We start from the raw sequence: 25,362 nt of genomic DNA, 5'->3' as shown, positions 1-25,362 counted from the left end.
CTCTGCCAACAGGCGGGGGTGAACCGGTCGGTGCACACAACGCCCGCTCCGACGTGATACTGGTAACGCCGAGACAAAATCTCGCACCACTTGCATACGCGACCAAGAACTGGAGTTGAGAAGAGAACATGAGCGCGGAGAAGCCGACCATCATCTACACGCTGACCGACGAGGCGCCGATGCTCGCGACCTACGCCTTCTTGCCGGTGATACGCGCGTTCGCCGATGCCGCCGACATCAACATCGAGACCAGTGACATCTCGGTCGCCGCGCGCATCCTCGCCGAGTTCTCCGATCTGCTTCCCGAGGACCAGAAGGTGCCCGACAACCTCGGCGAGTTGGGCCGGCTGACCCAGCTTCCCGAGACCAACATCATCAAGCTGCCCAACATCAGTGCGTCGGTCCCCCAATTGCTGGCGGCCATCAAGGAGTTGCAGGAGAAGGGCTACGACCTGCCGGAGTTCCCGGGCAATCCCAAGACCGACGAAGAGAAGGCGATCCGCGACCGCTACACCAAGTGCCTGGGCAGCGCGGTCAACCCGGTTCTGCGTGAGGGCAACTCCGACCGGCGAGCCCCCAAGGCCGTCAAGGAATACGCCCGCAAGCACCCGCACAGCATGGGTGAGTGGTCGATGGCGTCGCGGACCCACGTCGCGCACATGACCGAGGGCGACTTCTATCACGGCGAGAAATCGATGACCGTCTCCGGCGACCGCGAGGTCAAGATGGAGCTCATCACCTCCGACGGCGAGACCCTCGTTCTCAAGCCGAAGGTGTCGCTGACCGACGGCGACGTCATCGACAGCATGTACATGTCCAAGAAGGCGCTCGTCGAATTCTACGAAGAGCAGATCGAGGACGCCTACAAGACCGGCGTGATGTTCTCGCTGCACGTCAAGGCCACGATGATGCGGGTGTCGCACCCGATCGTGTTCGGACACGCGGTCAAGGTGTTCTACAAGGATGCATTTGCCAAGCACGGCGAACTGTTCGACGAACTCGGCGTGAACGTCAACAACGGTCTGTCCGACCTCTACAGCAAGATCGAGTCGTTGCCGAGCGCGCAGCGCGAGGAGATCATCGACGACCTGCACAAGTGCCACGAACACCGGCCCGAACTGGCGATGGTCGATTCGGCCCGCGGCATTTCGAACTTCCACTCCCCCAGCGATGTCATCGTCGATGCGTCTATGCCGGCGATGATCCGTGCCGGCGGCAAGATGTATGGCGCCGACGGGCGGCTCAAGGACACCAAGGCCGTCAACCCGGAGTCGACCTTCTCGCGGATCTACCAGGAGATGATCAACTTCTGTAAGACCAACGGGCAGTTCGATCCGACCACCATGGGCACCGTGCCCAACGTCGGGCTGATGGCGCAGAAAGCCGAAGAGTACGGATCGCACGACAAGACGTTCGAGGTGCCGGCCGCGGGGGTAGCCAACATCACCGACCTGGCCACCGGCGAGGTGCTGCTGACCCAGAACGTCGAGGAGGGCGACATCTGGCGGTTGTGCATCGTCAAGGACGCCCCGATCCAGGATTGGGTGAAGCTGGCCGTCACGCGTTGCCGCGATTCCGGGATGCCGGTGCTGTTCTGGCTGGATCCGTACCGCCCGCACGAAAACGAGCTGATCAAGAAGGTGCACAAGTACCTGCCCGATCACGACACCGAGGGTCTCGACATCCAGATCATGTCGCAGGTCCGAGCGATGCGGTACACGCTGGAGCGGGTCATCCGCGGGATGGACACCATCGCTGCGACCGGCAACATCCTGCGTGACTACCTCACCGACCTGTTCCCCATCCTCGAACTCGGCACCAGCGCCAAGATGCTGTCCATCGTGCCGCTGATGGCCGGGGGTGGTCTGTACGAGACCGGTGCGGGTGGATCGGCACCCAAGCACGTCAAGCAGCTCATCGAAGAGAACCACTTGCGGTGGGACTCGCTCGGCGAATTCCTGGCGCTCGCGGTGAGCCTCGAGGAACTGGGCAAGAAGACCGACGACAAGCGTGCGGTGCTGCTGGCCAAGGCGCTCGACGCGGCGACCGGCAAGCTGTTGGAGAACGACAAGGGACCGTCGCGGGCCGCCGGTGAGCTCGACAACCGGGGCAGCCAGTTCTATCTGGCGATGTACTGGGCTCAGGAACTCGCCGAGCAGACCGAGGATCCCGACCTCGCCAAGCGTTTCACGTCGCTCGCGCAAGCCCTCGCCCAGAATGAGGACGCGATCGTCGGCGAACTGAACGGAGCGCAGGGAGATCACGTCGACCTCGGCGGCTATTACTACCCGGACCCGGAGATGACCGCCTCGGTGATGCGCCCGAGCAAGACGTTCAACGACGCGCTGGCCGCCGCGCGAGACTGAGCCGAACGGGAACCACAAGCAGAACTGACATCCACGGCGGTTACGACCGCCGTGGATGTCAGTTCTCGATGTGGTTGGAGACCGGGCGGGCCGTTCGACGCTGAGCGTTCGGCCCAACGTCAGACGGGCAGCTGCCCGCCGCTCGAGCGCCGCAGGTCCGAGAATGCCCGGATCGTCGTCGACAGTGCGGTGGCCACCGGCCGGGTGTCTGCGCTCCCCTCCTGGCCGACCTCGGACTTCGACACCATGACCACGTTGTCGATGTACGGCTGGATAGTGCTGGTGTTCTGCACGGTCGCGACGATGATGAGCTGGAAGCCGAACTTGCGGAACGCCGAGAGCGCCTGTTGCGCGAACTGCGGATCGGACTTCGAGAACGCTTCGTCGAGCATGAGCTGCGCGAAGATCGGGCGGTTGTCGGTACCGTCCGGACTAGCCAGGTTGAAGCTGAGCGCGCCGGCCAGGCAGAACGCCATCAGCTTCTCCTGTTCGCCGCCGGAGTTGTCGCCCGCGTTGCTGTAGGTGCGGATGGTCTCGCCGGTCACCGCGTCGTGTTCCTCGCAGTAGAAGTCAAAGCGGTTGCGCACGTCGAGGGCATCGCGAGTCCACTGACGATCCTCCGGCGTCACCCCGGCCAGCCGCTCGCGCAGCAGCAGGATGTCCGCATACTGCTCCAGGATCGCCTGTTCGTCGCCGAAACTCACCGCAGTGGTGCGCTGAGAGATCTGCCTGGCCCGCTCGCTGAGATCGGCCACCGCAGCCAGATGCTTGCGTCCCGGGTGCAATCGCAGCCGGGTACCGCGGTTGAAAGCCACCGCGCCCAGGCCGGTGTTGACACGCTCGATCTGTTCGACGATGCGACGCTCCTCGGCGTCGGCGGCCATGTGCAGGTTGAGAATTGCGCCCGGGGCCTGTTCGGTGATCAGGCGACGCATCCGTTCATAGGCGGCCGGCAGTTCACGCTCGTCGATCCGGCGGCTCACCGCGACGTAATCATGGATGCGTTCGTCGAAGTCGTCGCTGTCGTTCGGGACCGCGTCGGGGAACTCCTCGTCGTAGGTGTCGAGGATGCGGGCCAGTTCGTCGCGGGACCGTCGCGCGTCTGCGCGCATCCGATCGCGGTCCTTGGCCACCAGCTTCAGCAGTTCTTGCCGATACGGCTCCGGCGCCAGCACATCGAGGCTAGCCCCGGATTCTTCGCGGAAGCCGTCCAGCGTCTGCTCGGCCTGGGTGGAGATGTCCTCGATGTCGAGCCGGTCGACGAGGTCGAGCAGCTGGGTGCGCCGTCGATCATGTCCGGCGATCTTGTCGCGCACCAACGCCGCCTGCGAGATCGCCCCGCGTACCTGGTCCCAGATGTCATCGGCCTTGCGCTGCAAGGCTTCCACATCGGGGTGCTCGTCCATCAACAACTCGTACTGTTCGGTGAGCTGCTCCACCCGTTCATCGGCCGAGTCGGTGTCGATCTCACTCCACTGGGTGAACTGTTCGCACACCCTGCGGTAGGAGTCGCGCCGGTGTTGCTTCTCGGTACGTTCGCGGTCGAGCGCCGAACTGGCCTCCCGCGCAGCGTTGTACGCGCGTTGTTCGTCGTCGAACTCGGCCTGCAGCGCAGCGATCTTCGCGTCGACGTCCCCGACGAAGATGTGCTGGGACGGACGCAGCGACTGCCGGTCGTCCTTGACCGCGAGCTTGGCCGAATCCTTGCGCAGACCGCGGTCGGTGACGGCCTTGGCGTGCTCGGTGAATTCCGTCGGCGATTCGACACACACGTAGTTGCCGAGTCGGGTGAGGATGGCCATCGCCTCGGCCGCACACGGGTGGCCCGGGTCGACCGACCGCAACGTTGCACCGAGCGTGCCGGGTTCGGGCGCCGGTGCAGTGCGATTCTCCGCGTGGTGCAGCTGGATCCGACCACGCATGTCGTGGGTGTTGACGAAACGCAACGCGGCTCGGAAATGCTCCGCGGGAACCAGGAGTCGTAACCCGGCCGAGCGCAGCACCTTCTCGACCGCCAGACGCCAGCGTTCGTGCTCGGGTCGGAGTTCGACGAGTTCGGCGACATAACGGAGTTCGGCTTCGTCGACCTGCAGGGCCTCGGCGATCACCCGGCGCATCTCGTGCTCGGCCCGCGGAAGCGCCGAACCGGCCTGCGTCACCCGTTGCAGTTCGTCGTGGGCGGCGTCGCGCTGGGATCGAGCGGCGACTTCGCGCGCCAGGGCATCGGCGTAGTGAGCCTTGCCGGCGTCGAGCTGCCCGTCGATCCGGGTGGCCTCCTCCATCAGATGCTCGCGCAGCGTCCAGAACTCCTCGGCATCGTCGGGGAGGTCGAAATCGAGCGCCGAGACCTTGGTGTCATACGAACTGCGCCGCGCCGCGACGTCGTTGCCGGCGCGCTGCGCGGTGGTCAGTTGTTCCTGTAGCGGTGCGAGGTCACCGGTCGATGTGGCGATCCGCGACAGCAGATGACTGTGGTCCTGGCGGAGCTGATCGTGTTGCGCGGTCAACGCGGCCAGATCGGTTTCGAGGCGGGCTATCTGGTCGTCGAGATCGGAGATCTCGGGCTCCGCGGTCCGACGTCGCAGGTTGTTGAGATACGCGCGGATCGACGCAGTGTCGATCGTGTCGAGCACCGAAAACGTGGCCGATTCGGCGGCGTAACGTTCGTGCACGGTCTCGATGTTGCCGAGGATGGTGCGCTTGCGCCGCGCTACGTCGAGTAGCTCACGAGCTTCGACCAAGGGGTCGATCTGTTCGAGGGCGTCGGTGATACCCACGATGCTGCTCGGTTCGTCAAGCATGAATTCCCGCACGAATTGCGCGAGGCCGCCGACGCTCTTGAGTGATTTGGCCTTTCCCAACAATTGTTGCGCGGCATCCGAACCGCGGATACCGATCAGCGAGTAGAGCGAGGACAGGTACTTGCCCTCTCCCGGCCCGCCTCGCCAGCCGAGATCCCGGAAGATGGCGGAATTGTGGTTGGCCCGGGCCCACTCGTTGCACACGTCGACGATGTCGATGTCGCCGTCATGGATGAAGTAGGTGCTCGAGGCGTCGGTCATCTTGCCCGCCGCCAGCCATTTCAGGACCAGGCCGGTGATGGCCTCGCCCGAGGTCGAGGTGTACGTCACCGCGATCGCGGCCCATGCCGGTCCCGAGCCACGCAGGTACATGATCTCGCGCTGCCCGCCGGCGCCGCTGCGGCGTTCACCCCACGCACCGCGGATGTATTTGCCGACTGTCCGGCGGCCACTGGACGAGCCGGCCGCGGTCGCGTCGCCAGATGCGTTGAAGTTGCGTCGGTGATCGGGTAGGAACGCCAAGGAAATAGCATCCAGCAGTGAGGATTTGCCGCTCCCCGACGATCCGGTGATGAGGGATCCGCCGGCGCTGAACGGAATCGAGTGATAGCCGTCGAACACCCCCCAGTTGATCAGCTGTAGTCGCGACAGGTGGTACTGGTCCACAGCTTCGTTCACCACTCGTCTCCTTCGTCGTCCCCGTCGTGAATGTCCTCGCCGTGAACGTCCCTCTCATCGCCGGTGTACGCACTCCGGATGGCCGCATCGGCCTGATCCGGCGATTCGCCGATGTCGTCGCCGGGGTCGCCGGCACCGATGAACTGTTCGAACTGCCGCTGCAGGTCGGTGATCACCGACGCGGTCATCACCGCCGAGATGACCGGGCTCACCGTGAAGGTGTCCGGGTCGTCGCGGTGCTTGCGCAGGAAGTCCATCTCCTCGAGCTTGTCGATCGCACGTCCGATCCGCTTGTCGAACAACGCCAGATCGCGATCGATGGTGTTGGTGACGCCGGCGAAGAGCTCGTGGATCTCCTCCCGGGTGATCAGTACATGTTCGTCGCGGGATGCCCGCACGTACTTGGCCAGGTGCAACGCGAGGATGGCGTCGTAGGTGTGGATGGTCTCACGTTTGAGGATTTTTCGTCCCCACCGGGAGTCGTAACCGGCCTGTTCCACGAAGGCCACCTCGACTTCGTCGACGACCCGTAGCCGTAGGTCGAGTTCGGAGAGCCGAACTCGCAGTGCGTCTTGGTATTCGATCACCCATGCCCACAGCTGGGGCTGACGGTCGCCGCTCACGTAGCGACGGGTCAGCAGGTTCTGCAGCGCCCAGCAGGCCCGGTCCGGTAGGGCGCTGACGTCGCCTTCGAAACGCGGGGCGCCGGGTGTGTCGTCCGGTCGACCTTTTTCGACGGCGGGCAATTCGTCGAATCCGGTGTACTCCTCGGACCGCTGGTCGCCGCGGTCGTCCCGAATGTCGGTGCTGTTACTCACGATGCTGCGTCGACCTCCGCGGTGGGGATGGGTTCGGTGAACGACAATGCGGGAACCTCGATGGCCTGATCCTCGCCTTCCAATGATCGGAACCGGATGATGGTCGACTCGGGACCCGCTGTGCCGGGCTGACGCAGTGCCCAGGACCACAGCACGATCACATGTGCCAGATAGGGTTCGTCGAGCTGGGCGAGGACGTCGGACAGTGTCGCGGGGCCGTCGGCGAGGGCCGCGTTGACGGTCTCGGTCAGCTCGACGGTGTCGACCTGCCCGGCGAGCGACGCAAACGAACTCAGATCGGCGCCGGCGGTGGCCGGGGTGGCCTGCGCCGGTGGCGTCCGATCGCGGATCTCGAAAGCGAGCCGGCCGATCGAGGTGACCGATGGTGTCGCTAACGGCAGCTCGTACCCGATGCGGCGGTCGGCCAGTGATGACTTGAGCAACTCATGCGCTGATGCGAGCGCGTCGTTGAGTTGTCGGGCGACGCCACGGCTCTGCTCCAGCGTGCCGGCGGCGACGAAGCGACGGATACGGCGGGCGCACCGCTGCCGGGTCCGTCCGACCTCCCCCATCTGTTGGGTCACCAATTCGAAGAAGTTGTCCATCACCGATCGGAGCCCGGGTTCGATGTCGGGCAGCTGGTCGGTCACCGTGGAGATATCGGTGACGAGTCGTTCTCGCTGGGTCGGATCCTGGATCATCTGGGTGAACGCGTGATACGAGGTGCTCTGCGACGACTCGAGCAGGGCCTCGTAGTCGTCGAACAGCCGGCGTTGCCGATCGCGATAGGCCAGGTCGGAGTCGTGCGGGTCATCGAGGAGTTGGGTGGTGATGCGGTCGAGCATGGCGCCGTACTGTCCGATGTCGGAGACGATCTGCTCCATCTGGTAGGCGATCGCACGAGCCTCGTCCTCGGCGCTACGCAGATCGGGTCGGCGTCGGCGACCGGCATCGAGGTCGGCGAGCTCGGCGTCGAGTTCACTGATCTGGTGTTCGATTTCCTCGCGGATCTGGCCCGGATCGTCGGAGACCTGGCCCGCCACGCGTCGTAGTCCCGCCGCGATGCCGTTGATGGACCCACCCGTGGCGACACTGTCGGCTCGCCGCAGGCGTCGCATGTAGTCGAGGACCGAACGCGCTTCGGCGGTCAGGTGGCAGATGTTGTGTCCCGTCGCCGCTGCCGGCTCGGTGACCCGGTGCACCCATCCTTGTTTGGCCCACAGTTTGATCAGCTCGAGACCGTCGGGCTGATCACTGACCCCGAGTTCGGCGAGATCGCGTTCGAGGCGCACCGTGAGTTCGGGTTCCGTGCGCCGGGCGCCGAAGTCGAGGTGACGTTCCATCAGCGTCACATACAGCGCCGAGTTGGTCGCGGAGAAAAGTCGCACCGCCGCCGATCGCTGAATCGAGCGGTTGGCGTCCCACGCCTGCGCCAACGTCGGCTGCTCTGAGTTGTCCATCGCCGCCTCACCGGGTCGCAGGGAAAGAGGACCCGAGGTAGTGTGCCACGTCCGCGCTCGGCACTCGCACGGTGCAGGGGGCTGTATGGCCATCGGCCGAGGTTGTCAGTGTGGTGCCGATGACCATTCGGACCGTCACCAGCTGTCTCGCAGGGTGGCGGGTGCCCAGTCGGGCCAGCGCGCGTCGCCGACCAGCGTGCCGCCGGTGAACTCGGCCACGATGGCCGGCGCAACGCCGCTCGCGTTGTCGTAGACCGTCGCCTCGTCGGTGCACCCGATGGCCTCAACGGCCAACGGCCACACCCGTCGGTGGCGCGCGCGGATCTTGTCCTCGGGAACCGCGTGGCCACCCGCATCGACCCGATGTCGCACGCGCAGGACCGAGATGGTCTCCGGCACCAGGAGAACGTGCAGGACGACGGCGTATCCCGCCGCGTGGGCGCGGCCGATGAGATCGAGCTTCGCGGGATGGGAGAACACCGTCTCGGCGATGAATGACCGCCCGTCGGTGATCAACCGATCGCGAGTGGCCGCCGCGACCTCGGCCGCCTCATACGATCGCGCCGCGGAGTCGCCGGGCCAGCGCTGCCGCGCGATCAGATCGGCATTGACGAAGACACTGCGCGCCAACAGTGGCGCGAGCGTGAGTTCGACGAAGGTCGATTTACCGGCCCCGTTGGGGCCGATGACCAGGTCGAGACGTCTCACTCGTCGGCCACGTGGTGCACACTGCCGTCCGGACGGTATTCGACGATGCGGCCGGCATCGTCGAGGGCCACCGTCGTGACACCGCGGGCCACCTGCGTGGCGCGATAGTCTGCGTTCGCGAGATCTTCAGCGACCCGCGCCCGGATCTCGGCGTTGAACACCCGACCCTCATCGACCGTGAGGTCATCGACCGGGTGCGCCCCGCGTAGTGCTGCGCGCACCCTACTCAGTGCGGCCGACTCGTAGGCGGTCACCGCGCGTCCGACCCGCGCCCAGTGTTCGAGCTGTTGTCTGCCGGTTCGTTGTTGTCGGCGGCCCTCGCTGATCGCGCTGTCGATCAACTCGGCGTCAAACCGGGTCACCTTGTCGGCGGAGCGAGGCATGTGTGTACTCCCGTGTATCTGCGCTGGGTCGTCGCGGCTTCGACGTTCGTGAGCCGAGCCGTTCGTGAGCCGAGCCGTTCGTGAGCCGAGCCGGCCTCGCGCGGTAGCAATATGAAACAAGTGTAGCCAATGGCTACCGCGAGCGTCTCGCGTCGGGAGTACCGCCGCTGCACACGCACACCGCTGCGGTACGCACGGATCTCACTACGATGAGCGTCATGGTGATGGCAGATCGTCGCGAGGTGCAGACGGCGGCAGGTCCGATCACGGCGCTGACGGTCGTGGGGCTCGCCGAGAGTCTGGTCAACGGTCTGGCGCGGGTACCGCTGCGACGACCCTGGCAGGGGCCCGGTGGGTTGTTGGACAACCTCGGGCAGTCGGTGACCCGGCAGGTCGTCCGGTCGTTCATGGGCTACTCGATGGGTTTGCCGATCGAAGAGTTCCGGTCCATGGAGAAGGTGCTCGACGACATCTGCCGAGTGGTGATGCCGCCGTTCGTCGCGGTGAGCAACGGCGTCGAGATCACCGCCGACACCATCGGCGGAGTGCCCGGCCTCTGGTGTCGCGCCAAGGCCAGCTCGGACGCCTATGTGGACGACCAGGAGGACAAGCAGACGATCGGCGCCACCATCCTGTACCTCCACGGTGGCGGCTATATCGGGACGTCGCCGATCATGTATACCGCGTTCGCCGCTGCGCTCGTAAGACACACCGGCTTCGAGGTATTCATCGCCGACTATCGGATGGCTCCGGAATTCCCCTTCCCGGCCGGCGTACATGACGCGGCCGACGTCTACCGTGGCCTGCTCGACCGCGGGGTTGCGCCGGAGCACCTCGTGGTGGCCGGCGATTCCGGCGGTGGCGGCCTGGCCACCTCGCTGATCTCTCACCTGCACGATCACTCGATGCCCATGCCGGCGGCGGCCGCGCTGTTCTCGCCGGAGGTCGATCTCGATCTGGACCGCCCGTCCATCACCGAGAACGCGCAGCTCGACATCCTGCCGTGGAATGTACCGGTCACCCCGTATCTGCATGGTGTGCAGCCCAACGACTCCCGCGTCTCGGTCATCTACGCCGATGTCGACGCGGAGTGGTTTCCGCCGACCTTCGTGTGCTGGGGAGCCGACGAGATGTTCCGCGACGGCATCCGGGAGTTCGTCGACGTCTTGGAGAAGGCGGGCGTGCGAGTTGCCGCGATGGAGGAGTTCGGCATGTTTCACGTGTTCCCGATCCTGATGCCGTGGGCCGAACCGGCCAAACGAGTGTTCCGCGCACTGCACGAACTCGCCGCTGCACACGTCGCCCCCGACCCCGACGCCGAACAAACCCACTGAACCGGTCTGGGTCGTCGGCGATACCCGACCACCGTCGCCGGGGGTTATCCCGCCGTTACCGAGGTCGCAACCGGGTTGCGGTGGACTCGAGGTGCGCGATCGCGTCCCGCGCACCGATTAGCGTCGGTGTCGTAGGAGGTGGTCACGTGGCGCATGCGGCATCGACAGACCCGTTGTGGCTGTTCGGAGATCAACTCGGCCGACACATCTTCTCGGCCGCCGAGCACGACGATCGCGAGGTGGTGTTGATCGAGTCGTCGACGGCCTTTCGCCGTCGTGGCGGCCACCGACAGAAAGCGCACGTTCTGCTGTCCGGGATGCGACATCTCGCCGACGAGCTCGGTGATCGCGCCCAACTCTGGCAGGCCGAGACCTACCGTGACGCGCTCGCTGCGCTCGGCCGCCCCGTGGTGGTGCATGAACCGAGTTCGCGAGCCGCAGCGCGATTCGTGCACCGACTCTCGGCCGAGGGACTGGTGTCGGAGATCCTGCCGAACCCATCTTTTGCGCTGTCCCGCAGTGACTTCCGCCAATGGGCAGGCGATTGCGAACGATTCCGCATGGAAGAGTTCTACCGAGACCAGCGTCGGCGGTTCGAGGTGCTGATGGACGGTGACGAACCATTCGGCGGCACATGGAATTTCGATCGCGACAACCGCGAGCCGCCGCCGCGTCGGCGGACTCTCGGGATCGACGATCCGTGGTGGCCCACCGAGGATGACATCGACGAACAGGTACGTGCCGACCTCGACACCATGGATGTGGCGTTCACCGGCGACGACGGCCCGCGACTGTTCGCAGTCACCCATGACGAGGCGCAGCGAGCGCTGGCCCATTTCGTCGGCCACCGGCTGGCCACGTTCGGCCGATGGGAGGACGCCATCATGGGCGAGGACTGGGCGATGTCGCATTCGCTGTTGTCGGTGCCGCTGAACCTCTCGTTACTCCATCCGCTCGACGTCGTCGGCGCCGCGGAGGACGCCACCCGGGCCGGCGACGTCGAGCTGGCGTCGGCGGAAGGATTCATCCGGCAGATCCTCGGGTGGCGCGAGTTCGTGTGGCACCTCTACTGGCACTTTGGATCCGACTACCCGTCCAGCGATCACCTGGATGCGCATCGATCGTTGCCGCGCTGGTTCCGTGAACTCGACGACGCCGCGGTCACCGCGCGATGTTTGTCCGATGCGTTGGCCAGAGTTCGTGAGCGGGGTTGGGTGCACCACATCCCCCGCCTGATGGTGCTGGGTAGCCACGCTTTGCAGCGCGGATACGATCCGGCCGAGCTCACGGAATGGTTTCGCGTCAACTTCGTCGATGGATTCGACTGGGTCATGCCGGTGAACGTGATCGGCATGAGTCAGCACGCCGATGGCGGGCTGATGGCCACCAAGCCATACACGTCCGGGGGCGCCTACATCTCCCGGATGTCCGATCTCTGCGCCGACTGTGCTTTCGACCCCAGGACGCGAGTCGGCGAGAAGGCCTGCCCCTTCACCGCCGGCTACTGGGCGTTCACCCATCGCCACCGGGAGATGCTGCGGTCCAATCATCGCACCGCACGTGCCGTGGCCTCGATGGGACGCCTCGACGATCTCGATGCATTACTCGAGCAGGAGCGACATCGGGATTCGTTCTGAGTTCTCACACCAGCGGTCGCCCGAAGCGGTTGCGCAACCGCACATCCCACAGCAGCGCACGGAACATCAGTTGCGACAGCCACAACGGCTTGCGTCGTTCGCGCTGCACCTGACGATCGACATAGGAATCGAACCACTGTTGGTCGGTTGCGGACCAGGAGACCCGGAGTGCCGTCCGGAAACGTTCGGGCAGGTAGCCGATCGTGCGCCGATACTTCGTCGGCCCGTAGCGCCGCTGGATCCACGGGTGCGCATAGCCGAAATGGGCGATGTCGAGCAGAAACTCACGGACCTCGTCGCCGATCTCGATGTCCTCGACCTGCCGATCCCAGTACACCTGGAACTGCTCGCGGTCGGCGGGCCACATCTCGGCCGGCATCTGCAGGGTGGTGCCGACGACCATGCCCTGACGGTAGAAGGTGTCGCGCTCGACACCGGTCAATGGTCCGTGCACGCGCTCGTAAATGTCTTCCCAACCGTAGTAAAGACAGGCCGCAACCCACAGCTGCAGTTCGGGATTCATGGCGTTGTACTCGACCGGACTGTCCCCGTGCGAGCGAACCTGGGCGTGCTGCCGATTGACGGCCTGGCGATAGCGACGTCGATCCTCGGCGGTGCCCATCGCGGCCACCGCGAGGTAGGACGCGGTGGTGCGAGCTCGTTTGATCGGATGTCGGTCGAGACGACCGCTCTCGACGGTGCTGTGTGCAACGCCGTATCCGACCGCGGGGTTGGCCAACTGCATGATCACGTTGGCGGTGCTCATCGTCTGCCCCATCGACAGCAGCGACCGTGCGAACATGCTGCTGTCCATCTGGTCCATCTCGGCGCGTGACATGCGCTGTGTACTGGTCATTGCCATACCCTATCTGACTACGCCTGTGTTCAGACTAGCGCCTGAGCATGCCGGAGTCGAGCCACCCGCGGTGATGAGAACCGCGATGGTGGCGAAAACCACCACCTGGCGGCAGATGGGCGGCGGTACACTCGGGTATGTCGATGATGACAACCGGACGAGGTGCGCCGTACCCGGACAGCGACAAGACGGCGCCTGGAGGTCCGGAAGTCGATGTCATGGCTGATATTGGTGTTGTCTGGTGTGCTGGAGGCCGTCTGGGCCACCGCACTCGGTCGGTCGGAAGGATTCAGCAAACCGACACCCACGATCATTTTCTTTTTGGCACTGGTCGTTTCGATGGCGGGACTGGCGTATGCGATGCGCGATCTGCCCACCGGCACCGCATATGCGGTGTGGGTGGGTATCGGTGCCTCGCTGACCGTCGTCATCGCGATGGTCACCGGCGCCGAGGCGGCTTCATGGCTCAAAGTGGGCCTCATCCTGACGATCGTCGCATCGGTGGTCGGGTTGAAGTTGGCACACTGATGAATCGGGCTGGACCGCGAAAGGACGTGCATTCGTGAGTGTTCGAGTGTTGATCGCCGACGTGTCGGTGTCCTTCCACGCCCCGTGTGAGGCGGTTTTCGATTACCTCAGCGACCCGGAGAACCGCCCGGACTGGCAGTCGAGTCTGCGTGCTGTGAACAACCTGACGACGCCGAGTGGCCGGGCCGGTGACGTCGGAACCAGTTGGACCGATGTCACCGTTGCCCCCTGGGTCGCCCCGCGACTGGAGGTCACCGAGTGCGTGGCGGGTCGACGTTGGGCGGAGATCGGTGCCTGGCATACGGTCGACGCCCATCTGTCTCTGGAGTTCTGCGAGACCTCCCGGCCCGGCACAGATGTCCGCGCACTCGCCCATCTGACCGTCCCGGTGTTCCTCGCGCCGCTGCTGCCGATGCTGCGCCTGCTGACGCCGCCGGCGCTGCGCAGCGACCTGCGACGCGCAGCGGAACTGGTCGGTGCGACCGCCTCCTCGGGTCAGTCGGCTGCAGACGCGTAACTGATCCGGATGGGCCGGATCACGGCACGGTGCGTGCTCCCGTCGGGGTCGAGAACCCAGACGGCTGCTGCGATGTGGCCGGTCGACACGAGACGTCCGGTCACATGGAGCACGGTCGGTTCGTCGCCGACACACACCGGCCGGACGAACCGCGTCTCGCAACCGGTGATCATCGCCCGGTGATCGCGAGCCCACCGCTGGGCATACTTCAGCACAATGGCAACCAGCAGCAGTCCATGTGCCACCGGCGCATCGAGTCCGGCTGCGCGCGCGGCGGCCGGTTCGATGTGGATGGCGTTGTCGTCACCCGATGCCGCGGCGTAGCGTCGGACACGGTCGAGGGTGAGGTGCTCCTCGGCGTCCCACAGCGGGGCGTCGAGGTCGGTGTGAGACGCCACGTGACTCATCCGTCGGCCTCTTCTGATCGAAAGACCAGCGTGGAAGTGCTGTCGGCGATCGGCAGGGTCTCGTCGGCGGCATGGATGTCGCTGCGGACCGTGAGTTGGGTTGTGCCGGCGCGATGTCGCACGCTCGTGACGGTGAGCAGGCCGGTGAGCAGATCCCCGCGCCGAGGCGGTCGACGCACATGCAGCGCCTCGGATGTGTGCACGATGCCATCGCGCGGGACCACTCCGGCATCCATGGCCTGGTGGGCGAGTTCGACGCTCACTCGGAAGACGACGGACACGGGGGTCTCGGCCTCCGAAACGTCCACCACCTCGGCAAAAGAAGCGATCAGGGCGTCATCGACGGCCACCGCTACCGGTGTCCGGAAGACCATTCCCTCGACCAGCTTCGTGGCCATGCTTAACGCTAGCGAATCCGAATGCGCGGCACCAGGTGCGTTGCCGGCGAATGTCCCCCGTCGCCGATGTTGTGGCTGGGCTGATGGCTGATGGCTGGGGACTAGGGTGGGTCACCCCTCGTCGGGGCCGTTCGGGACCACCAGTGAATGGTCGAAGGCGTAGACGATCGCGGCGGCACGGTCGCGCAGATCGAGTTTGGTGAAGATGTGGTTGACGTGACTCTTGACCGTGACCTCGGAGATGAACAGGCGGGCGCCGATCTCGCCGTTCGTGCGTCCACGTGCCATCAGCTTCAACACCTCGAGCTCGCGGTCGGTGAGCCGGTGGCTCGGGGACCGCCCGTGGTCGGGAGCAGAACGTCGAAACCCATGCAGGACACGAGCAGTCACCGCAGGATCGAGAAAAGCGCCGTCGGCGACGACCGCGCGCACGGCCCAGATCAGCGACTCCGCAGGCGAATCCTTGAGGATGAAGCCCGCCGCCCCGGCACGCAGGGCCCCCGAGAGGAGTTGGTCGTCGTCGAAGGTGGTCAAGACCAGCACCGGCGGCGGTGCGGCCATGCGCCGGACCGCCGCGGTGGCGGTGATGCCGTCGACGTGGCGCATCCGCAGATCCATCAGGATGATGTCGGGGGTACAGGCGGAGACGCTGGTGACCACCTCGCTGCCGTCACCGCACTCCCCGACGATGTCGAACCCGTCACGAGCTCGAAGTATTCGGCGCAGACCGGTACGAACCAGTTCCTGGTCGTCGACGAGCAGAACACGGATCGGGTCGGCGTCGACCGCGACGGGATGCGTCGATGACATCAGACCGCCGTCCGCTCGACCGCCGCCGATTCGGGAGAGGCGGGCGTCGGGAAGACCGCGCGTACCACCCATTCATCGGCGTCCGGACGGACATCCACCTCGCCGCCCAACAATCGCGCCCGCTGCTTCATCCCTTCGATCCCCGATCCGTCGGTTCCTGGCCGCGCGCCCGGCGCATAGGGGTTGCGCACGCACAGTGACACCTGGTCGTCGGCGCGCAGTGTGATCGACGCCGACGGCGTGGAAGCGTGTTTCACCACGTTCGCGAGTGATTCCTGGGTGATCCGGTAGAGAGCCGAGCCAATCGGGCCGGGGACGGTGGTGAGGTCACCGCTGCGATCGACGGACACTGTCAGACCGGCCTTCCGGTATTCGTCGATCAGATGCTCCACATCGCAGGCGCCCGGGGTGGGCGCTGCTTCGGCGCCGCCGGTGCCGAGGACCTTGACGATGAATCGGATCTCGGTCATCGCCTGGCGGCCGAGTCGCTCGGCGTCCTCGAGGGCCTCGAGCGCGTCGGCGCGATCACCATCCTGCAGGGCGCGCCGCGCGCCGGTTACGTTGAGCATGGTGATCGACAACGAATGTGCGATGACGTCATGGACCTCGCGGGCGATCCGCCGGCGCTCGTCGCCGGCCGCGCGATCGGCTCGCACGCGTTGGGCGCGCACCTCGTTCTCCGACAACAATTTCTGATACAGCATCATGTATCCGACCAGCCATCCGCACACGATCGCGAGCAGGTACGCGGCGGGTGACTGCAAATGATCGGTGACCCCCGCGATGACGATCACGGTGATCGACAGCGCCAGGACGGCGACGCTCGCGCGCAACGACTCCATCGCGGCGGCGATCGCCGTGGTCAAGGCCAGAAACAGCGGCGCGATGTCCAGTGACACCGGGTCCATCAGCATCAGCCCGGTCGACACGGCCGCCAAGATGTTGCACGGCAGTTTGCTCTGCAACCACAGGTCGAGCAGGAGCGATATCAGGGCGACGCCCGCACCCATCAGGGCCCACCAAGGAGGATCGATCGGCACACGCTGCGCGGTGGCACCGATGATGATCGTGAACGAACCGAGCAGCGTCACCGCGGTGAAGAGCGGCGGGTATCCCTCGCCGGCCAACTCCAGTCGGCTGCGTATCCACCTGATCGATGACCTCACCGCCACAAGGATAAGCGGTCGGCGGCCGGGGGCATCGCATTCTGGGTGGAAACCGACTCCACCCTCGGGTGGAGAACGGTTCCGACTTCGGGATGCAGATCGGCGATCGGCTGCCGCCTAGCGTCATCGGTACCGGCAGCGACCCAACCCCAGACCCGAGGTGAGAGCAATGTCCATGTGCGCCCGCGACTACCTGAACCGATGGTTTACCGAGACCACTTCTGTTCTCCCGCAGGGAATTGTGGTGGTCGGATTCAGCGATACGCAGAGATCGTGGACCGCGGCAATCACTGCGGCCGCCGCTCTCGACCGACGTAGTCGGATCGTACTGGCGATGGCCACCACCCGTCCACGACCGCCGAGGTCGGATACTTTCGGCTACGACGCGCTGCGCGCCGATTCATACCTGCTGTCGGAACGGGCGATTCTGGATGAGAAGCTTCGCGAGGCAAAGGAAGTGGTGCTGGGCCGAACGTCGGCGACGGTGACGACCGAGACCGTGGTCGCCGACCCGGTCCACGGGCTCGCCGAGGTCGCCGCGCGCGTGCGCGCGGCTGCCGTGGTGGTGGGTATGGGCCACGACCATCCCACACCGCAGGTGCGTCGTATGGCTCGCGCGCTACCCGATGGTGTCTCGCTCTTCGCCACGGACGGTCGAGATCACGTGCGGGTCATACCTCGGGCCGCCGCGCGGTCGGCGAACCGCCGTCCGGTGCTTTCTCCGGTACCGCATGCGGCCGGGGCGTAAGGGCTGGACCGGACATCCCGACGGGCTCCGATGAGTATCCCCAGGTGACCGACGACCCGGCCCCGGCCTCCGGCAGCTGCCGGCCCTAGCCGGACGTGGTGGCGACCCCCTTCGGCGCCCCCGCAGACATGAAGCCGAAGAGATACCCGGCGATCCGGCGCATCTGGATCTCGTCGGCGCCCTCGGTGATCCGGTAACGACGATGGTGCCGGTAGATGTGCTCGAACGGCTCATGGCGCGAGTAGCCTCGACCGCCGAAGACCTGCATCGCCTGATCGGCGGCGTCGCAACAGAGTCGGTTGGCCTGGTAGTTGCACATGGAGACCTCCTGAGAGGCCGCGAACGGACCGTAGGTGTCCATCCTCCATGCTGTCTCCCGGATCAACGATCGCAGCATCGCCGCACGAGTGTGCAGTTCCACCAACGGGAACTGGATCGCTTGATTGGTCGACAGCTTCTTGCCGAACGGGGATCGCTCGTTGGCGTGCCCTACCGCCCGATCGATGCAGTACTGCGCCGCGCCAAGGCTCGAGGCTGCCTGACGGATTCGGTTCTCGTTGAAGAAGTGCTGGACGATCTGCAGGCCGCGGCCCTCCTCACCCATGATCGCCGAGTGGGGCACACGGACGTCCCGCAAGGTGATGTGGGCGTGATCGGTGGGCATGTTGAAGGTCCACAGGTACTCTTCGACAGCGAATCCGGCGGCCTGCGGGTCCACCAGGAACGCCGTGATGCCGCGAGCATCGCCGGCTTCGCCGCTGGTTCGGGCGAAGATGATGTCGCGATGCGCGACGTGGATGCCGGTGTTCCAAGTCTTCTCACCGTTGATCACCCACGTATCGCCGTCGCGAACCGCGGTGGTCTCCATGTGAGTGGCATCCGAGCCGTGTTCGGGCTCGGTGATACCGAAGGCGAAAAACCGCTCTCCGGCCGCCAACGCCTCGACCCATTCCTCTTTCTGGTCGGGCGAACCGTACTCGAGCATCAGCAGCAAACCGACGTTGTTGCCCACGATCGCGTGTTCGTTCTGCAGGTCGCAGTGCAGGCCGAGCCCCTTGGCCGCCAGGTGCTCCCGGATGACGGCCATCGACAGATTCGAACCGTCGCGACCGCCGTACGCGGCCGGGAACGGATATCGGAAGTGTCCGGCTGCATCGGCACGACGACGTGCCTCCCGCAGCAGTGCCTCCCACTCGGCGCTGGGCAGACCACCACGGTCCCAGTCGGTGCGCGCATCCTCACGACGGTGGTCGAAGAACCGTATGTTGTCGTCGGTCTGCTCGAGCGGCACGATCTCGGCAGCGATGAACGCATCGAGCTCAGCCAGGTAGTCCGTCAGGGATTCGGGCAGTGCGAAGTCCACGTGTCAAACGCCTCTCGGTCGGCAATCGGGTTGGTCAGCAATCGGGCTGGGTGAGATGGTTGGGGTTGGCGACCGTGAGACGGTCGATCACCTCGGCGGCGACCACGGCTCGTATCCTGTCGTCGCCGGCGGCCAGCGAACCGCTGCGCAGTGCGTCGGCGAGTTCGGCGCTGCTGTGCACGCCGAGTGGGGCCAGTCGTCGACGGCTCGCTTCGGCCTGCTGGGCACCGAGCAGTACCTGTCGGCGGACCGTGGCCAGCACGTTACCCGCCACCCGGGTCCGAAAACGCACCTGCGGAGAGATTCCGCTGTCGGCGGCGACCTCGTCGGTCAGGAAACCCGACACGGCGTCGAGCAGATCGAGCAACGCGGGCGCGGTGTGTGGACCCCCGTCGGCAGCAAGCGCGGTTTCCTCGGTGTTCAGCGGGTCGGGTATCGAGACAGGTGTGGTGATGCCGAGAGAGAGCAACGCATCGAATTCCTGCTCGGCACTGCGTCGTCCGATGGCGGCGAGTTCCATCGAACGTTCGGTACCGTCGAGATACCGATTGGCCTGCGAGCCGCAGATGAGGCCCCACCGCACCGTGGCGTAGAGCTCCCACCACCGCAGGGCGTCCTCCGTCGGACGCCAGCCCGCCACCTGCGCGTAGGCGTCGAGTAGATCTGCGCGCGCACCCATCCCGGCGACCGGGCGTGGTACACCGAACCGCCAGGCCTTGGCGCACAACCAGCCGAGATCCTCCATCGGGTCCCCGAGATGGGCCAGCTCCCAGTCGAGTACGGCCGAGATCCGATCCGGCGTGATCAACAAGTTGCCCAGCCGGAAGTCGCCGTGTACCACGGTGTCACTCGGAGCGGATTCGGGCCGGTGGCGATCGAGCCAGTCGATGGCGAGCACGAGTCCCGCCGGTGCGCGAGCGTACTCACGAGCGAACAGGGTGTGCAGCGCCTCGATCGGGTCGCCGATGTGGTCGAGGCCGGTCGAGGTCGACTTCATCGCGTGAATGCGGGCGAGTACGGTGCCCGCTTGTCGCGCGAAGTCATCGCGCACTGAACCGTAGGCGTCATCACGCAGGATTCGTCGGGCGATGGACTCACCATCGACGAAACGCATGACCGCATAAGGGAACCCGAGGACGCTCTGCTCGTCGGCGGAGTCGCTGAGGTCGAGGACCTCGGGGACGGGTACACCGGCGACGTATGCGGCCCGGAGCACATCGACCTCGCTGCGCAACCCGCCTGCGCCGGTCGCTGCGGCCGGTGCGGCTCGCACGATGATTGCTTCGTCGCCGCGTTCGTCCCCGACCGTGACCGCGTACGTGGTGCGGCTGGCGCCAGCAGGTACGACGCGAGCGTCCCGCAGCGTCACCGGTCGATCCCACACGGTGCTCAACCGTTCCGCGATACGCTCGCCCACCTCGGTCGGGTCGGTCGACCTCATCATGCTCATCTCGGTCACTGCTCGTGCCCCCTCACCCTTCGCGGTCCGACGATGCGACGCTACCCGAACCGACCGAGGGCTCCGTCGGTTACTCGAAAATCAACTGAACGGAAGCCATTCCGGCCGGGAGGAACCCCGGGGGACGAGAATCGTGCGGTACTCCCCCGGCGTGCGTGTCATCTGCACCTGGTCGGTGACGCCTTGGTAGCGCCCGAGCGGCGTATCGGCCGTGAACACTTCCGGATCGAGGTAGACGTGACGGTCGTCGTCGCCGGAGCGCCCCGCCACCTGATGGGCGTACTCGCGGTCGAACACGCCCATGCCCACGATCCACAGCGCGGCCCGGGTCAGCGACACGTGCACGCGATAGCTCCCGCCCTCCTGTGCGCGTCGAGACAGCGCCTCCACGATCCCCGCGGTCATCAACCACGACACGATGTAGTCGTTGACGACCAGGATCGGGGGGAGCGCCGGACGGTCGCCTCCGCCTTCGTACAACATCATCCCGGCCAGGCTTCCGGCAGTTTGGTCGAAGCCCACCCAGGACGACCACGGCCCCGTCTCACCGTTGAGTGAGGCTGTCGCGTAGACGATGCCGCGGTGACCGGCGGCCACGTCGGCCGCCGACAGCCCGATCCCGTCGAGATAGCCCGGTCGCCGGTTGGCGTAGAAGATGTCAGCATCGGCGAGGAGATGGCGAAGGCGTTGCGCTCCTTCGCCTTTGTAAGGATTCAGCAGCGTGGAGCGCACTCCGACGTTGGCGCTGACGTAGGTTGCGTCGTGCTCGAGTTCATTGGGGCGCCACACGTTGAGCACGTCGGCTCCGTGCAGGGCCAAGGCCCGTCCGACTCCGGCGCCGGCGATCACATGGCCCATGCCCAGGGCGCGCAGGCCGTCCAGTGGCCCGGTGGCGCCGGCCGGGACGGCGACCGGGTCTCCATCGGAGATCTTGGTGACCTCCACGAGCGGCATGTCGGCGAGAACGTCCCGGAAATGCGGCTCGTCCAGGATGTCGGGGACCGTGCGCAACATCGGCATCACCACGCCCGCGTCGGCGCCGGCTGCCTCGAGTTCGATTCCCTTCCAGGACGCTATCGCCTCGGCGACGGCTTCCTCGTCGTCCGGCACACCGAGCAGCTTCTGCGCTGCCACCTTGATCTTGGGATAGGGGTTGAGCGGCATCATCCAGCGGTCGTCGGCGGTCCGATAGAAGCGGAATCCCAAGGCATTCGAGGGGTTCGACGGGGTGCCTGCAGGATAACCGTTGACCAGTTCCCAGCGACGATCGTAGAAGGGGCACAGGCGATGCGGGGCACTGCGCAGATCGACGGTGAGGTCCTGCCCGTCACCACCGCGAACCTGCCATAGTTTGGCGATCGCAGCCGACTTCGCGGCCAGCGCGATCGCCGCCGCACCACCCAGACGTAACGTACTGGGCACCACGGGATCGGCCCCTAGGAACCTGATGGTGCCCCCGGTGTCGGTGGCGCGCATACCGATGGAGCCGAGCACATCCTCGAGTTCGGTCCGCGGATCGAAAGTGTCGTCAGTGGCAGGGTTCTCGGCGGCGGTGCGGAGCCGATCGGTCAGGCTGGTCAACGCTGCTCCTCGGTCGTCGGGTCGCGGTCGGAGTCATCACCGGCGAGCAGGTCGTCGGGGATCAACACCTGGCGTGAGCGCAGGTACTCCCCGATGGCCTTGCCGACCTGGTCGACGCGTGTGTTCGACGACCCGCCGGTACCCAACAGCCCTCGGATCACGAAATGCACTGCTTGCAGTTCCGGGAACTCGTGGCGGTCCACGTCGAGGTCCTTGGCCTCGGGAAGCAGCCTGCGAAGCTCATCGCTACTCAGAAAGCCTCTCAGCCACAACCACACCCGCGGATCACGCGTCCAGATGCCGACACTGCTGTTGCCGCCCTTGTCGCCGCTTCGGGCGTGCGCCACCAGTCCCAGAGGGGCGCGGGTGACCCGATCCGGGAGCGGCGCCTCCCTGGGTTCGGGGTGAACGGGCTGCGCCACCACGTCGGTGGTCGGCGGAATCGCGGCCGCGACCCTCCGACCGTCGTCGAGAACGGCGCGATGATCAAGAACTGTCAACGGGAGCAGGCCCGGCCAGTAGTCGATGCGAGGTCGAGGGCTCGAATGCAGACCGGCCGCGCCGTCGTGATAGTAGCCGGGGATGCCCTGCAGATAGAGGCTCCCCAGACGGCGGGCGAGATCGGCCTCGGCGAGGGCGTCGGCGGTCGGCGCGGTGGCCATCACGCGAAGCGCCACAGTGGCCGCCCACTGCGACTCCGGGTCGGCTGCCGGAGTACCGATGGGCGTCAGGTCCAGCGTCACGCCGTCGGGCAGACCGGGCATGAGCTGATCGCGGATCAGCGCGATCTTCTCCTCGATATGCGGTGAGGTCACGAACACGGTGTTGACGACGGAGAATCCGATGGGTCCGAAGATCGCGACCTTCGTGGTGTGTGGTGGGGGGCCGCCGAGCGCACCGGACACCGCAACGCGGTCGGGTCCGACGTCGCGGACCCGGAGATCGTCGAGGCGAACGGTGACGTCGGGATTGAGATACACCGGCCCCTGGATCTCGTACATGATCTGCGCGGTCACCGTGTCGCGGGTGACCGCCCCGCCGTCGCGTGCGTGTTTGGTCACGACACAACTGCCGTCCGCGGCGATCTCGGCGATGGGAAAGCCCGGCACGGTGCGGTGTGGGATGTCGAGGAATCCGGAGAAGTTGCCGCCGACGGCGTGCGGGCCGCATTCGATGATGTGTCCGGCCACGACCGCGCCCGCCAACGCGTCGAAGTCCGACGCATGCCACCCGTGCCACCACGCGGCCGGACCCACGGTCAGCGATGCGTCGGTCACACGACCACAGACCACGATGTCAGCGCCGGAGTCGAGCGCTGCGGCCACTCCCCAACCGCCGAGGTAGGCGTTGGCGGCGAACGGGGTGGCCGCCCAGTCGGCCAGCGGTGCGCCGCCATCGAGATTGTCGAACCGGTGCCCGTCGCGCCGCAGCCGCGGCAATTCGTCGAGGATGTTGTCCCCGTCGACGTGAGCCACCCGCAGTTCGACCCCTGCGGCGGCGATCTCGTCGCGCAGCGCGGCCGCGAGGCCCGCGGGATGGAACCCGCCGGCGTTGGTCACCACTTTGATCCCGCGGTCGGCGATCGCCGCCAGGTGTGGGCGTACCTGGTCGACGAAGTAGTCGACGTAGCCGCGGCGGGGGTCGCGCTGGTAGGCCGCCGACAGCGCGGCCAGCGTGATCTCGGCGAGGTAGTCACCGACCAGTACGTCGAACCGATCGCCCGCCATCGCCTCGTCGACGGCGCTACGCCGGTCTCCGAAGTATCCGGAGAAGTTCGCGACCCGAATCGGCTCGCGTGTCATGTTCGGCCCTCTTTCTCGTTGTGTGTGCCTGCTTGCCACGCTAGGTCGATCGAGCTGTCGATCACCATCATCAATGTGGACAGTGGCGTGTGACCGGATCGGTCATGGCCCTGGCGGCGTCGATAAGGTATGCGGTGTGGACCTGATCGGACTGCGCTACTTCGTCGCGGTCGCCGAAGAACGCAATTTCACCCGGGCGGCGGCGCGGCTGCACATGGCGGAATCGCCGCTGAGCCGGCGGATCAAGGACCTCGAGCGCGAGTTCGGTGCGGCGTTGTTCGTCCGAGCGCACCATCACATCGAACTGACCCGAGCGGGCGCGGCGCTGCTGCCGCGGGCACTCGATGTGCTCGAGCGGGTCGACGGCCTGGCCGACGTCGTGCGTGAGGCGGACGCGACGACGCCGCGACAAGCGGTGATCGGCATCGCCCCCGAGGTGTCGGCGACGGTGCGGGACACCTTTCTGGCCGATCTCGCCGCGGCCCATCCAGACATCGTCCCGCGCCTGTACCCGGCCAGTACCGAGCCCCTGCTGCGGGATCTGCGCGCTGGTCAGGTCGATCTCGCGCTCGTGCACGGCCCGGTCGGTGGTGCCGAGGTGGACAGCAGATTTCTCGAGCGGCAGCCGGTGGGTGTCGCCGTCGGTTCCGATCTCATCTCCGCCGGCCGTACCTCGATCACGCTGGCCGACCTGACCGACATCCCGTTCGCCTCGATCAACCACGACTCCGCGCCGGAGATCTATCGCAACCTCGATGATCTGCTCGACCGCCACGGGATTCGCAAGCGGATCACCTTGACCGGGGACAACTTTGCCGGACTGGCGCACCTGGTCGCGAGCGGTCAGGCATTCACCTTGGTCGGGTTGGGCAATGGCATGGCCAACCGGCTCTTCTACGGTGAGCCTGTTGCCATTCTGCCGATCGACGGGCTGCGCGCGGCGATCACCACGGTTGCGGCCTGGCGGTCCAATCGCGCGGGAGCAGAACGTCTGGTGGCCGATCTCGTCACGACCGCCGAGGCACTGGATCTCCAGGCGGCCGCATCCGGGATGGCGCCGCCTGCGGCGCGCTGAGATGGGGTTGTGAACTGTTCCTTACGTTGTGAGTAAACGTGATCGAATGTGTGTTTTGTTGAGTGGGTGAAGTTGGCTGAGTGGGCGCGGTCGCAGGGGGGTGCATCCGCAGACTGCGTATCGGTGGTTTCGGGAGGATCGGATGCCGGTGTCTGCTCGTCGTCTGGAGTCGGGCACGGTCTGGGTCGACGTTGCTGAGGTCGGTGGTGGTGGCCGGGTGGTGGTGTATGCGTGGGTGTCGTTCCATGATCAGCGCGCGGACTTGGATCGTCAGGTGGCTCGGCTCACCGAGTGGGCGACTGCGAATGGCCACGAGGTTGGTGAGGTGGTGTGAGGTCGGGTCCGGGGCTGAATGGGAAGCGTCCGAAACTGCGGCGGGTGTTGTCGGACCCGTCTGTCAGTGTGGTGGTTGTGGAGCATCGTGATCGTCTGGCGCGGTTCGGGGTGGAGTACCTCGAAGCGGCGTT

General features: G+C 66.0%; 21 protein-coding genes, 1 pseudogene and 1 riboswitch. Of the genes and pseudogenes, 8 read left to right on the top strand and 14 right to left on the bottom strand.

Annotated features, from left to right (window positions below):
- The first annotated feature begins 128 nt into the window (after positions 1–128).
- A complete protein-coding gene (locus ACIGKQ_RS20750; protein WP_235726003.1) occupies positions 129–2,366 on the top strand; it encodes an NADP-dependent isocitrate dehydrogenase in 2,238 nt (745 codons plus the stop codon).
- 119 nt (positions 2,367–2,485) lie between these two features.
- On the opposite strand, the gene ACIGKQ_RS20745 is transcribed toward ACIGKQ_RS20750, so the two are convergent.
- From ACIGKQ_RS20745 to ACIGKQ_RS20725, 5 genes are all read right to left on the bottom strand, one after another.
- Positions 2,486–5,845, bottom strand: a complete 3,360-nt coding sequence (locus tag ACIGKQ_RS20745; protein ID WP_396574813.1) for an ATP-binding protein — start codon at positions 5,843–5,845, stop codon at positions 2,486–2,488.
- Complete coding sequence (locus ACIGKQ_RS20740; RefSeq protein ID WP_396574812.1) at positions 5,842–6,663, bottom strand: DUF4194 domain-containing protein; 822 nt, start codon at positions 6,661–6,663, stop codon at positions 5,842–5,844. Before ACIGKQ_RS20740 ends, ACIGKQ_RS20745 begins: the two co-directional genes overlap by 4 nt.
- On the bottom strand, positions 6,660–8,123 hold the full coding sequence (locus ACIGKQ_RS20735) for a DUF3375 domain-containing protein (RefSeq protein WP_396574811.1): 1,464 nt from the start codon (positions 8,121–8,123) through the stop codon (positions 6,660–6,662). The genes ACIGKQ_RS20740 and ACIGKQ_RS20735 overlap by 4 nt, the downstream gene beginning before the upstream one ends.
- A gap of 135 nt (positions 8,124–8,258) precedes the next feature.
- On the bottom strand, positions 8,259–8,831 hold the full coding sequence (locus tag ACIGKQ_RS20730) for a zeta toxin family protein (protein WP_396574810.1): 573 nt from the start codon (positions 8,829–8,831) through the stop codon (positions 8,259–8,261).
- Positions 8,828–9,214, bottom strand: a complete 387-nt coding sequence (locus ACIGKQ_RS20725) for a hypothetical protein (RefSeq protein ID WP_266063323.1) — start codon at positions 9,212–9,214, stop codon at positions 8,828–8,830. Before ACIGKQ_RS20725 ends, ACIGKQ_RS20730 begins: the two co-directional genes overlap by 4 nt.
- Before the next feature lie 218 nt (positions 9,215–9,432).
- Between ACIGKQ_RS20725 and ACIGKQ_RS20720 the strand changes: the two genes are divergently transcribed.
- Entirely contained in the window at positions 9,433–10,548 is a 1,116-nt protein-coding gene (locus tag ACIGKQ_RS20720; RefSeq protein ID WP_235726009.1) for an alpha/beta hydrolase, read from the top strand.
- Positions 10,549–10,694: 146 nt separating this feature from the next.
- Positions 10,695–12,185, top strand: a complete 1,491-nt coding sequence (locus ACIGKQ_RS20715; RefSeq protein ID WP_396574809.1) for a cryptochrome/photolyase family protein — start codon at positions 10,695–10,697, stop codon at positions 12,183–12,185.
- A gap of 4 nt (positions 12,186–12,189) precedes the next feature.
- Here ACIGKQ_RS20715 and ACIGKQ_RS20710 read toward each other — a convergent pair whose 3' ends face one another.
- Positions 12,190–13,041, bottom strand: a complete 852-nt coding sequence (locus ACIGKQ_RS20710; RefSeq protein WP_396574808.1) for an oxygenase MpaB family protein — start codon at positions 13,039–13,041, stop codon at positions 12,190–12,192.
- Positions 13,042–13,174: 133 nt separating this feature from the next.
- Positions 13,175–13,239, top strand: a riboswitch (guanidine-III (ykkC-III) riboswitch).
- A 15-nt stretch (positions 13,240–13,254) separates the two neighbouring features.
- Between ACIGKQ_RS20710 and ACIGKQ_RS20705 the strand changes: the two genes are divergently transcribed.
- Both ACIGKQ_RS20705 and ACIGKQ_RS20700 read left to right on the top strand, forming a co-directional pair.
- On the top strand, positions 13,255–13,569 hold the full coding sequence (locus ACIGKQ_RS20705) for a DMT family transporter (protein WP_396574807.1): 315 nt from the start codon (positions 13,255–13,257) through the stop codon (positions 13,567–13,569).
- A gap of 34 nt (positions 13,570–13,603) precedes the next feature.
- On the top strand, positions 13,604–14,086 hold the full coding sequence (locus ACIGKQ_RS20700; RefSeq protein WP_235726013.1) for an SRPBCC family protein: 483 nt from the start codon (positions 13,604–13,606) through the stop codon (positions 14,084–14,086).
- Here ACIGKQ_RS20700 and ACIGKQ_RS20695 read toward each other — a convergent pair.
- From ACIGKQ_RS20695 to ACIGKQ_RS20680, 4 genes are all read right to left on the bottom strand, one after another.
- Entirely contained in the window at positions 14,065–14,484 is a 420-nt protein-coding gene (locus tag ACIGKQ_RS20695; RefSeq protein ID WP_287015512.1) for a MaoC family dehydratase, read from the bottom strand. The genes ACIGKQ_RS20700 and ACIGKQ_RS20695 overlap by 22 nt on opposite strands.
- A 5-nt stretch (positions 14,485–14,489) precedes the next feature.
- Entirely contained in the window at positions 14,490–14,891 is a 402-nt protein-coding gene (locus ACIGKQ_RS20690) for a hypothetical protein (RefSeq protein WP_235726015.1), read from the bottom strand.
- Positions 14,892–15,002: 111 nt separating this feature from the next.
- On the bottom strand, positions 15,003–15,701 hold the full coding sequence (locus ACIGKQ_RS20685; RefSeq protein WP_266063317.1) for a response regulator transcription factor: 699 nt from the start codon (positions 15,699–15,701) through the stop codon (positions 15,003–15,005).
- The gene (locus tag ACIGKQ_RS20680) at positions 15,701–16,867 is read right to left on the bottom strand and encodes a sensor histidine kinase (protein WP_396574806.1); all 1,167 of its coding nucleotides are present in this window, start codon (positions 16,865–16,867) and stop codon (positions 15,701–15,703) included. The genes ACIGKQ_RS20685 and ACIGKQ_RS20680 overlap by 1 nt, the downstream gene beginning before the upstream one ends.
- A 169-nt stretch (positions 16,868–17,036) precedes the next feature.
- Here ACIGKQ_RS20680 and ACIGKQ_RS20675 point away from each other — a divergent pair, with 169 nt between their 5' ends.
- A complete protein-coding gene (locus ACIGKQ_RS20675; RefSeq protein WP_396574805.1) occupies positions 17,037–17,615 on the top strand; it encodes a hypothetical protein in 579 nt (192 codons plus the stop codon).
- A gap of 85 nt (positions 17,616–17,700) precedes the next feature.
- On the opposite strand, the gene ACIGKQ_RS20670 is transcribed toward ACIGKQ_RS20675, so the two are convergent.
- The 4 genes from ACIGKQ_RS20670 to ACIGKQ_RS20655 form a co-directional block, all read right to left on the bottom strand.
- A complete protein-coding gene (locus tag ACIGKQ_RS20670) occupies positions 17,701–18,978 on the bottom strand; it encodes an acyl-CoA dehydrogenase family protein (protein WP_396574804.1) in 1,278 nt (425 codons plus the stop codon).
- A gap of 34 nt (positions 18,979–19,012) precedes the next feature.
- The gene (locus ACIGKQ_RS20665) at positions 19,013–20,419 is read right to left on the bottom strand and encodes a phosphotransferase family protein (RefSeq protein WP_396574838.1); all 1,407 of its coding nucleotides are present in this window, start codon (positions 20,417–20,419) and stop codon (positions 19,013–19,015) included.
- 99 nt (positions 20,420–20,518) lie between these two features.
- On the bottom strand, positions 20,519–22,018 hold the full coding sequence (locus ACIGKQ_RS20660; protein ID WP_396574803.1) for a CoA transferase: 1,500 nt from the start codon (positions 22,016–22,018) through the stop codon (positions 20,519–20,521).
- Positions 22,015–23,820, bottom strand: coding sequence for an acyclic terpene utilization AtuA family protein (locus tag ACIGKQ_RS20655; protein ID WP_396574802.1), 1,806 nt, complete (start codon positions 23,818–23,820; stop codon positions 22,015–22,017). The genes ACIGKQ_RS20660 and ACIGKQ_RS20655 overlap by 4 nt, the downstream gene beginning before the upstream one ends.
- 136 nt (positions 23,821–23,956) lie before the next feature.
- Here ACIGKQ_RS20655 and ACIGKQ_RS20650 point away from each other — a divergent pair, with 136 nt between their 5' ends.
- Both ACIGKQ_RS20650 and ACIGKQ_RS20645 read left to right on the top strand, forming a co-directional pair.
- Positions 23,957–24,895: a LysR family transcriptional regulator gene (locus tag ACIGKQ_RS20650; RefSeq protein ID WP_396574801.1), complete on the top strand. Its 939-nt coding sequence runs from the start codon at positions 23,957–23,959 to the stop codon at positions 24,893–24,895.
- Positions 24,896–24,961: 66 nt separating this feature from the next.
- Positions 24,962–25,362, top strand: a pseudogene (locus ACIGKQ_RS20645) (IS607 family transposase); the annotation flags it as partial.

It is taken from the genome of Gordonia sp. NPDC062954, assembly GCF_044543825.1.
Taxonomy (GTDB): Bacteria; Actinomycetota; Actinomycetes; order Mycobacteriales; family Mycobacteriaceae; genus Gordonia; species Gordonia tangerina.
This window is presented reverse-complemented; position numbering and strand designations above follow the sequence as displayed.

Bases quoted from the DNA above. Each gene is read 5' to 3' on its own strand.
- ACIGKQ_RS20655 (WP_396574802.1), bottom strand. From the start codon at position 23,820: ATGACACGCGAGCCGATTCGGGTCGCGAACTTCTCCGGATACTTCGGA.
- ACIGKQ_RS20735 (WP_396574811.1), bottom strand. From the start codon at position 8,123: ATGGACAACTCAGAGCAGCCGACGTTGGCGCAGGCGTGGGACGCCAAC.
- ACIGKQ_RS20675 (WP_396574805.1), top strand. From the start codon at position 17,037: ATGTCCATGTGCGCCCGCGACTACCTGAACCGATGGTTTACCGAGACC.
- ACIGKQ_RS20725 (WP_266063323.1), bottom strand. From the start codon at position 9,214: ATGCCTCGCTCCGCCGACAAGGTGACCCGGTTTGACGCCGAGTTGATC.
- ACIGKQ_RS20710 (WP_396574808.1), bottom strand. From the start codon at position 13,041: ATGACCAGTACACAGCGCATGTCACGCGCCGAGATGGACCAGATGGAC.
- ACIGKQ_RS20705 (WP_396574807.1), top strand. From the start codon at position 13,255: ATGTCATGGCTGATATTGGTGTTGTCTGGTGTGCTGGAGGCCGTCTGG.
- ACIGKQ_RS20665 (WP_396574838.1), bottom strand. From the start codon at position 20,419: ATGAGGTCGACCGACCCGACCGAGGTGGGCGAGCGTATCGCGGAACGG.
- ACIGKQ_RS20685 (WP_266063317.1), bottom strand. From the start codon at position 15,701: ATGTCATCGACGCATCCCGTCGCGGTCGACGCCGACCCGATCCGTGTT.
- ACIGKQ_RS20750 (WP_235726003.1), top strand. From the start codon at position 129: ATGAGCGCGGAGAAGCCGACCATCATCTACACGCTGACCGACGAGGCG.
- ACIGKQ_RS20720 (WP_235726009.1), top strand. From the start codon at position 9,433: ATGGTGATGGCAGATCGTCGCGAGGTGCAGACGGCGGCAGGTCCGATC.
- ACIGKQ_RS20690 (WP_235726015.1), bottom strand. From the start codon at position 14,891: ATGGCCACGAAGCTGGTCGAGGGAATGGTCTTCCGGACACCGGTAGCG.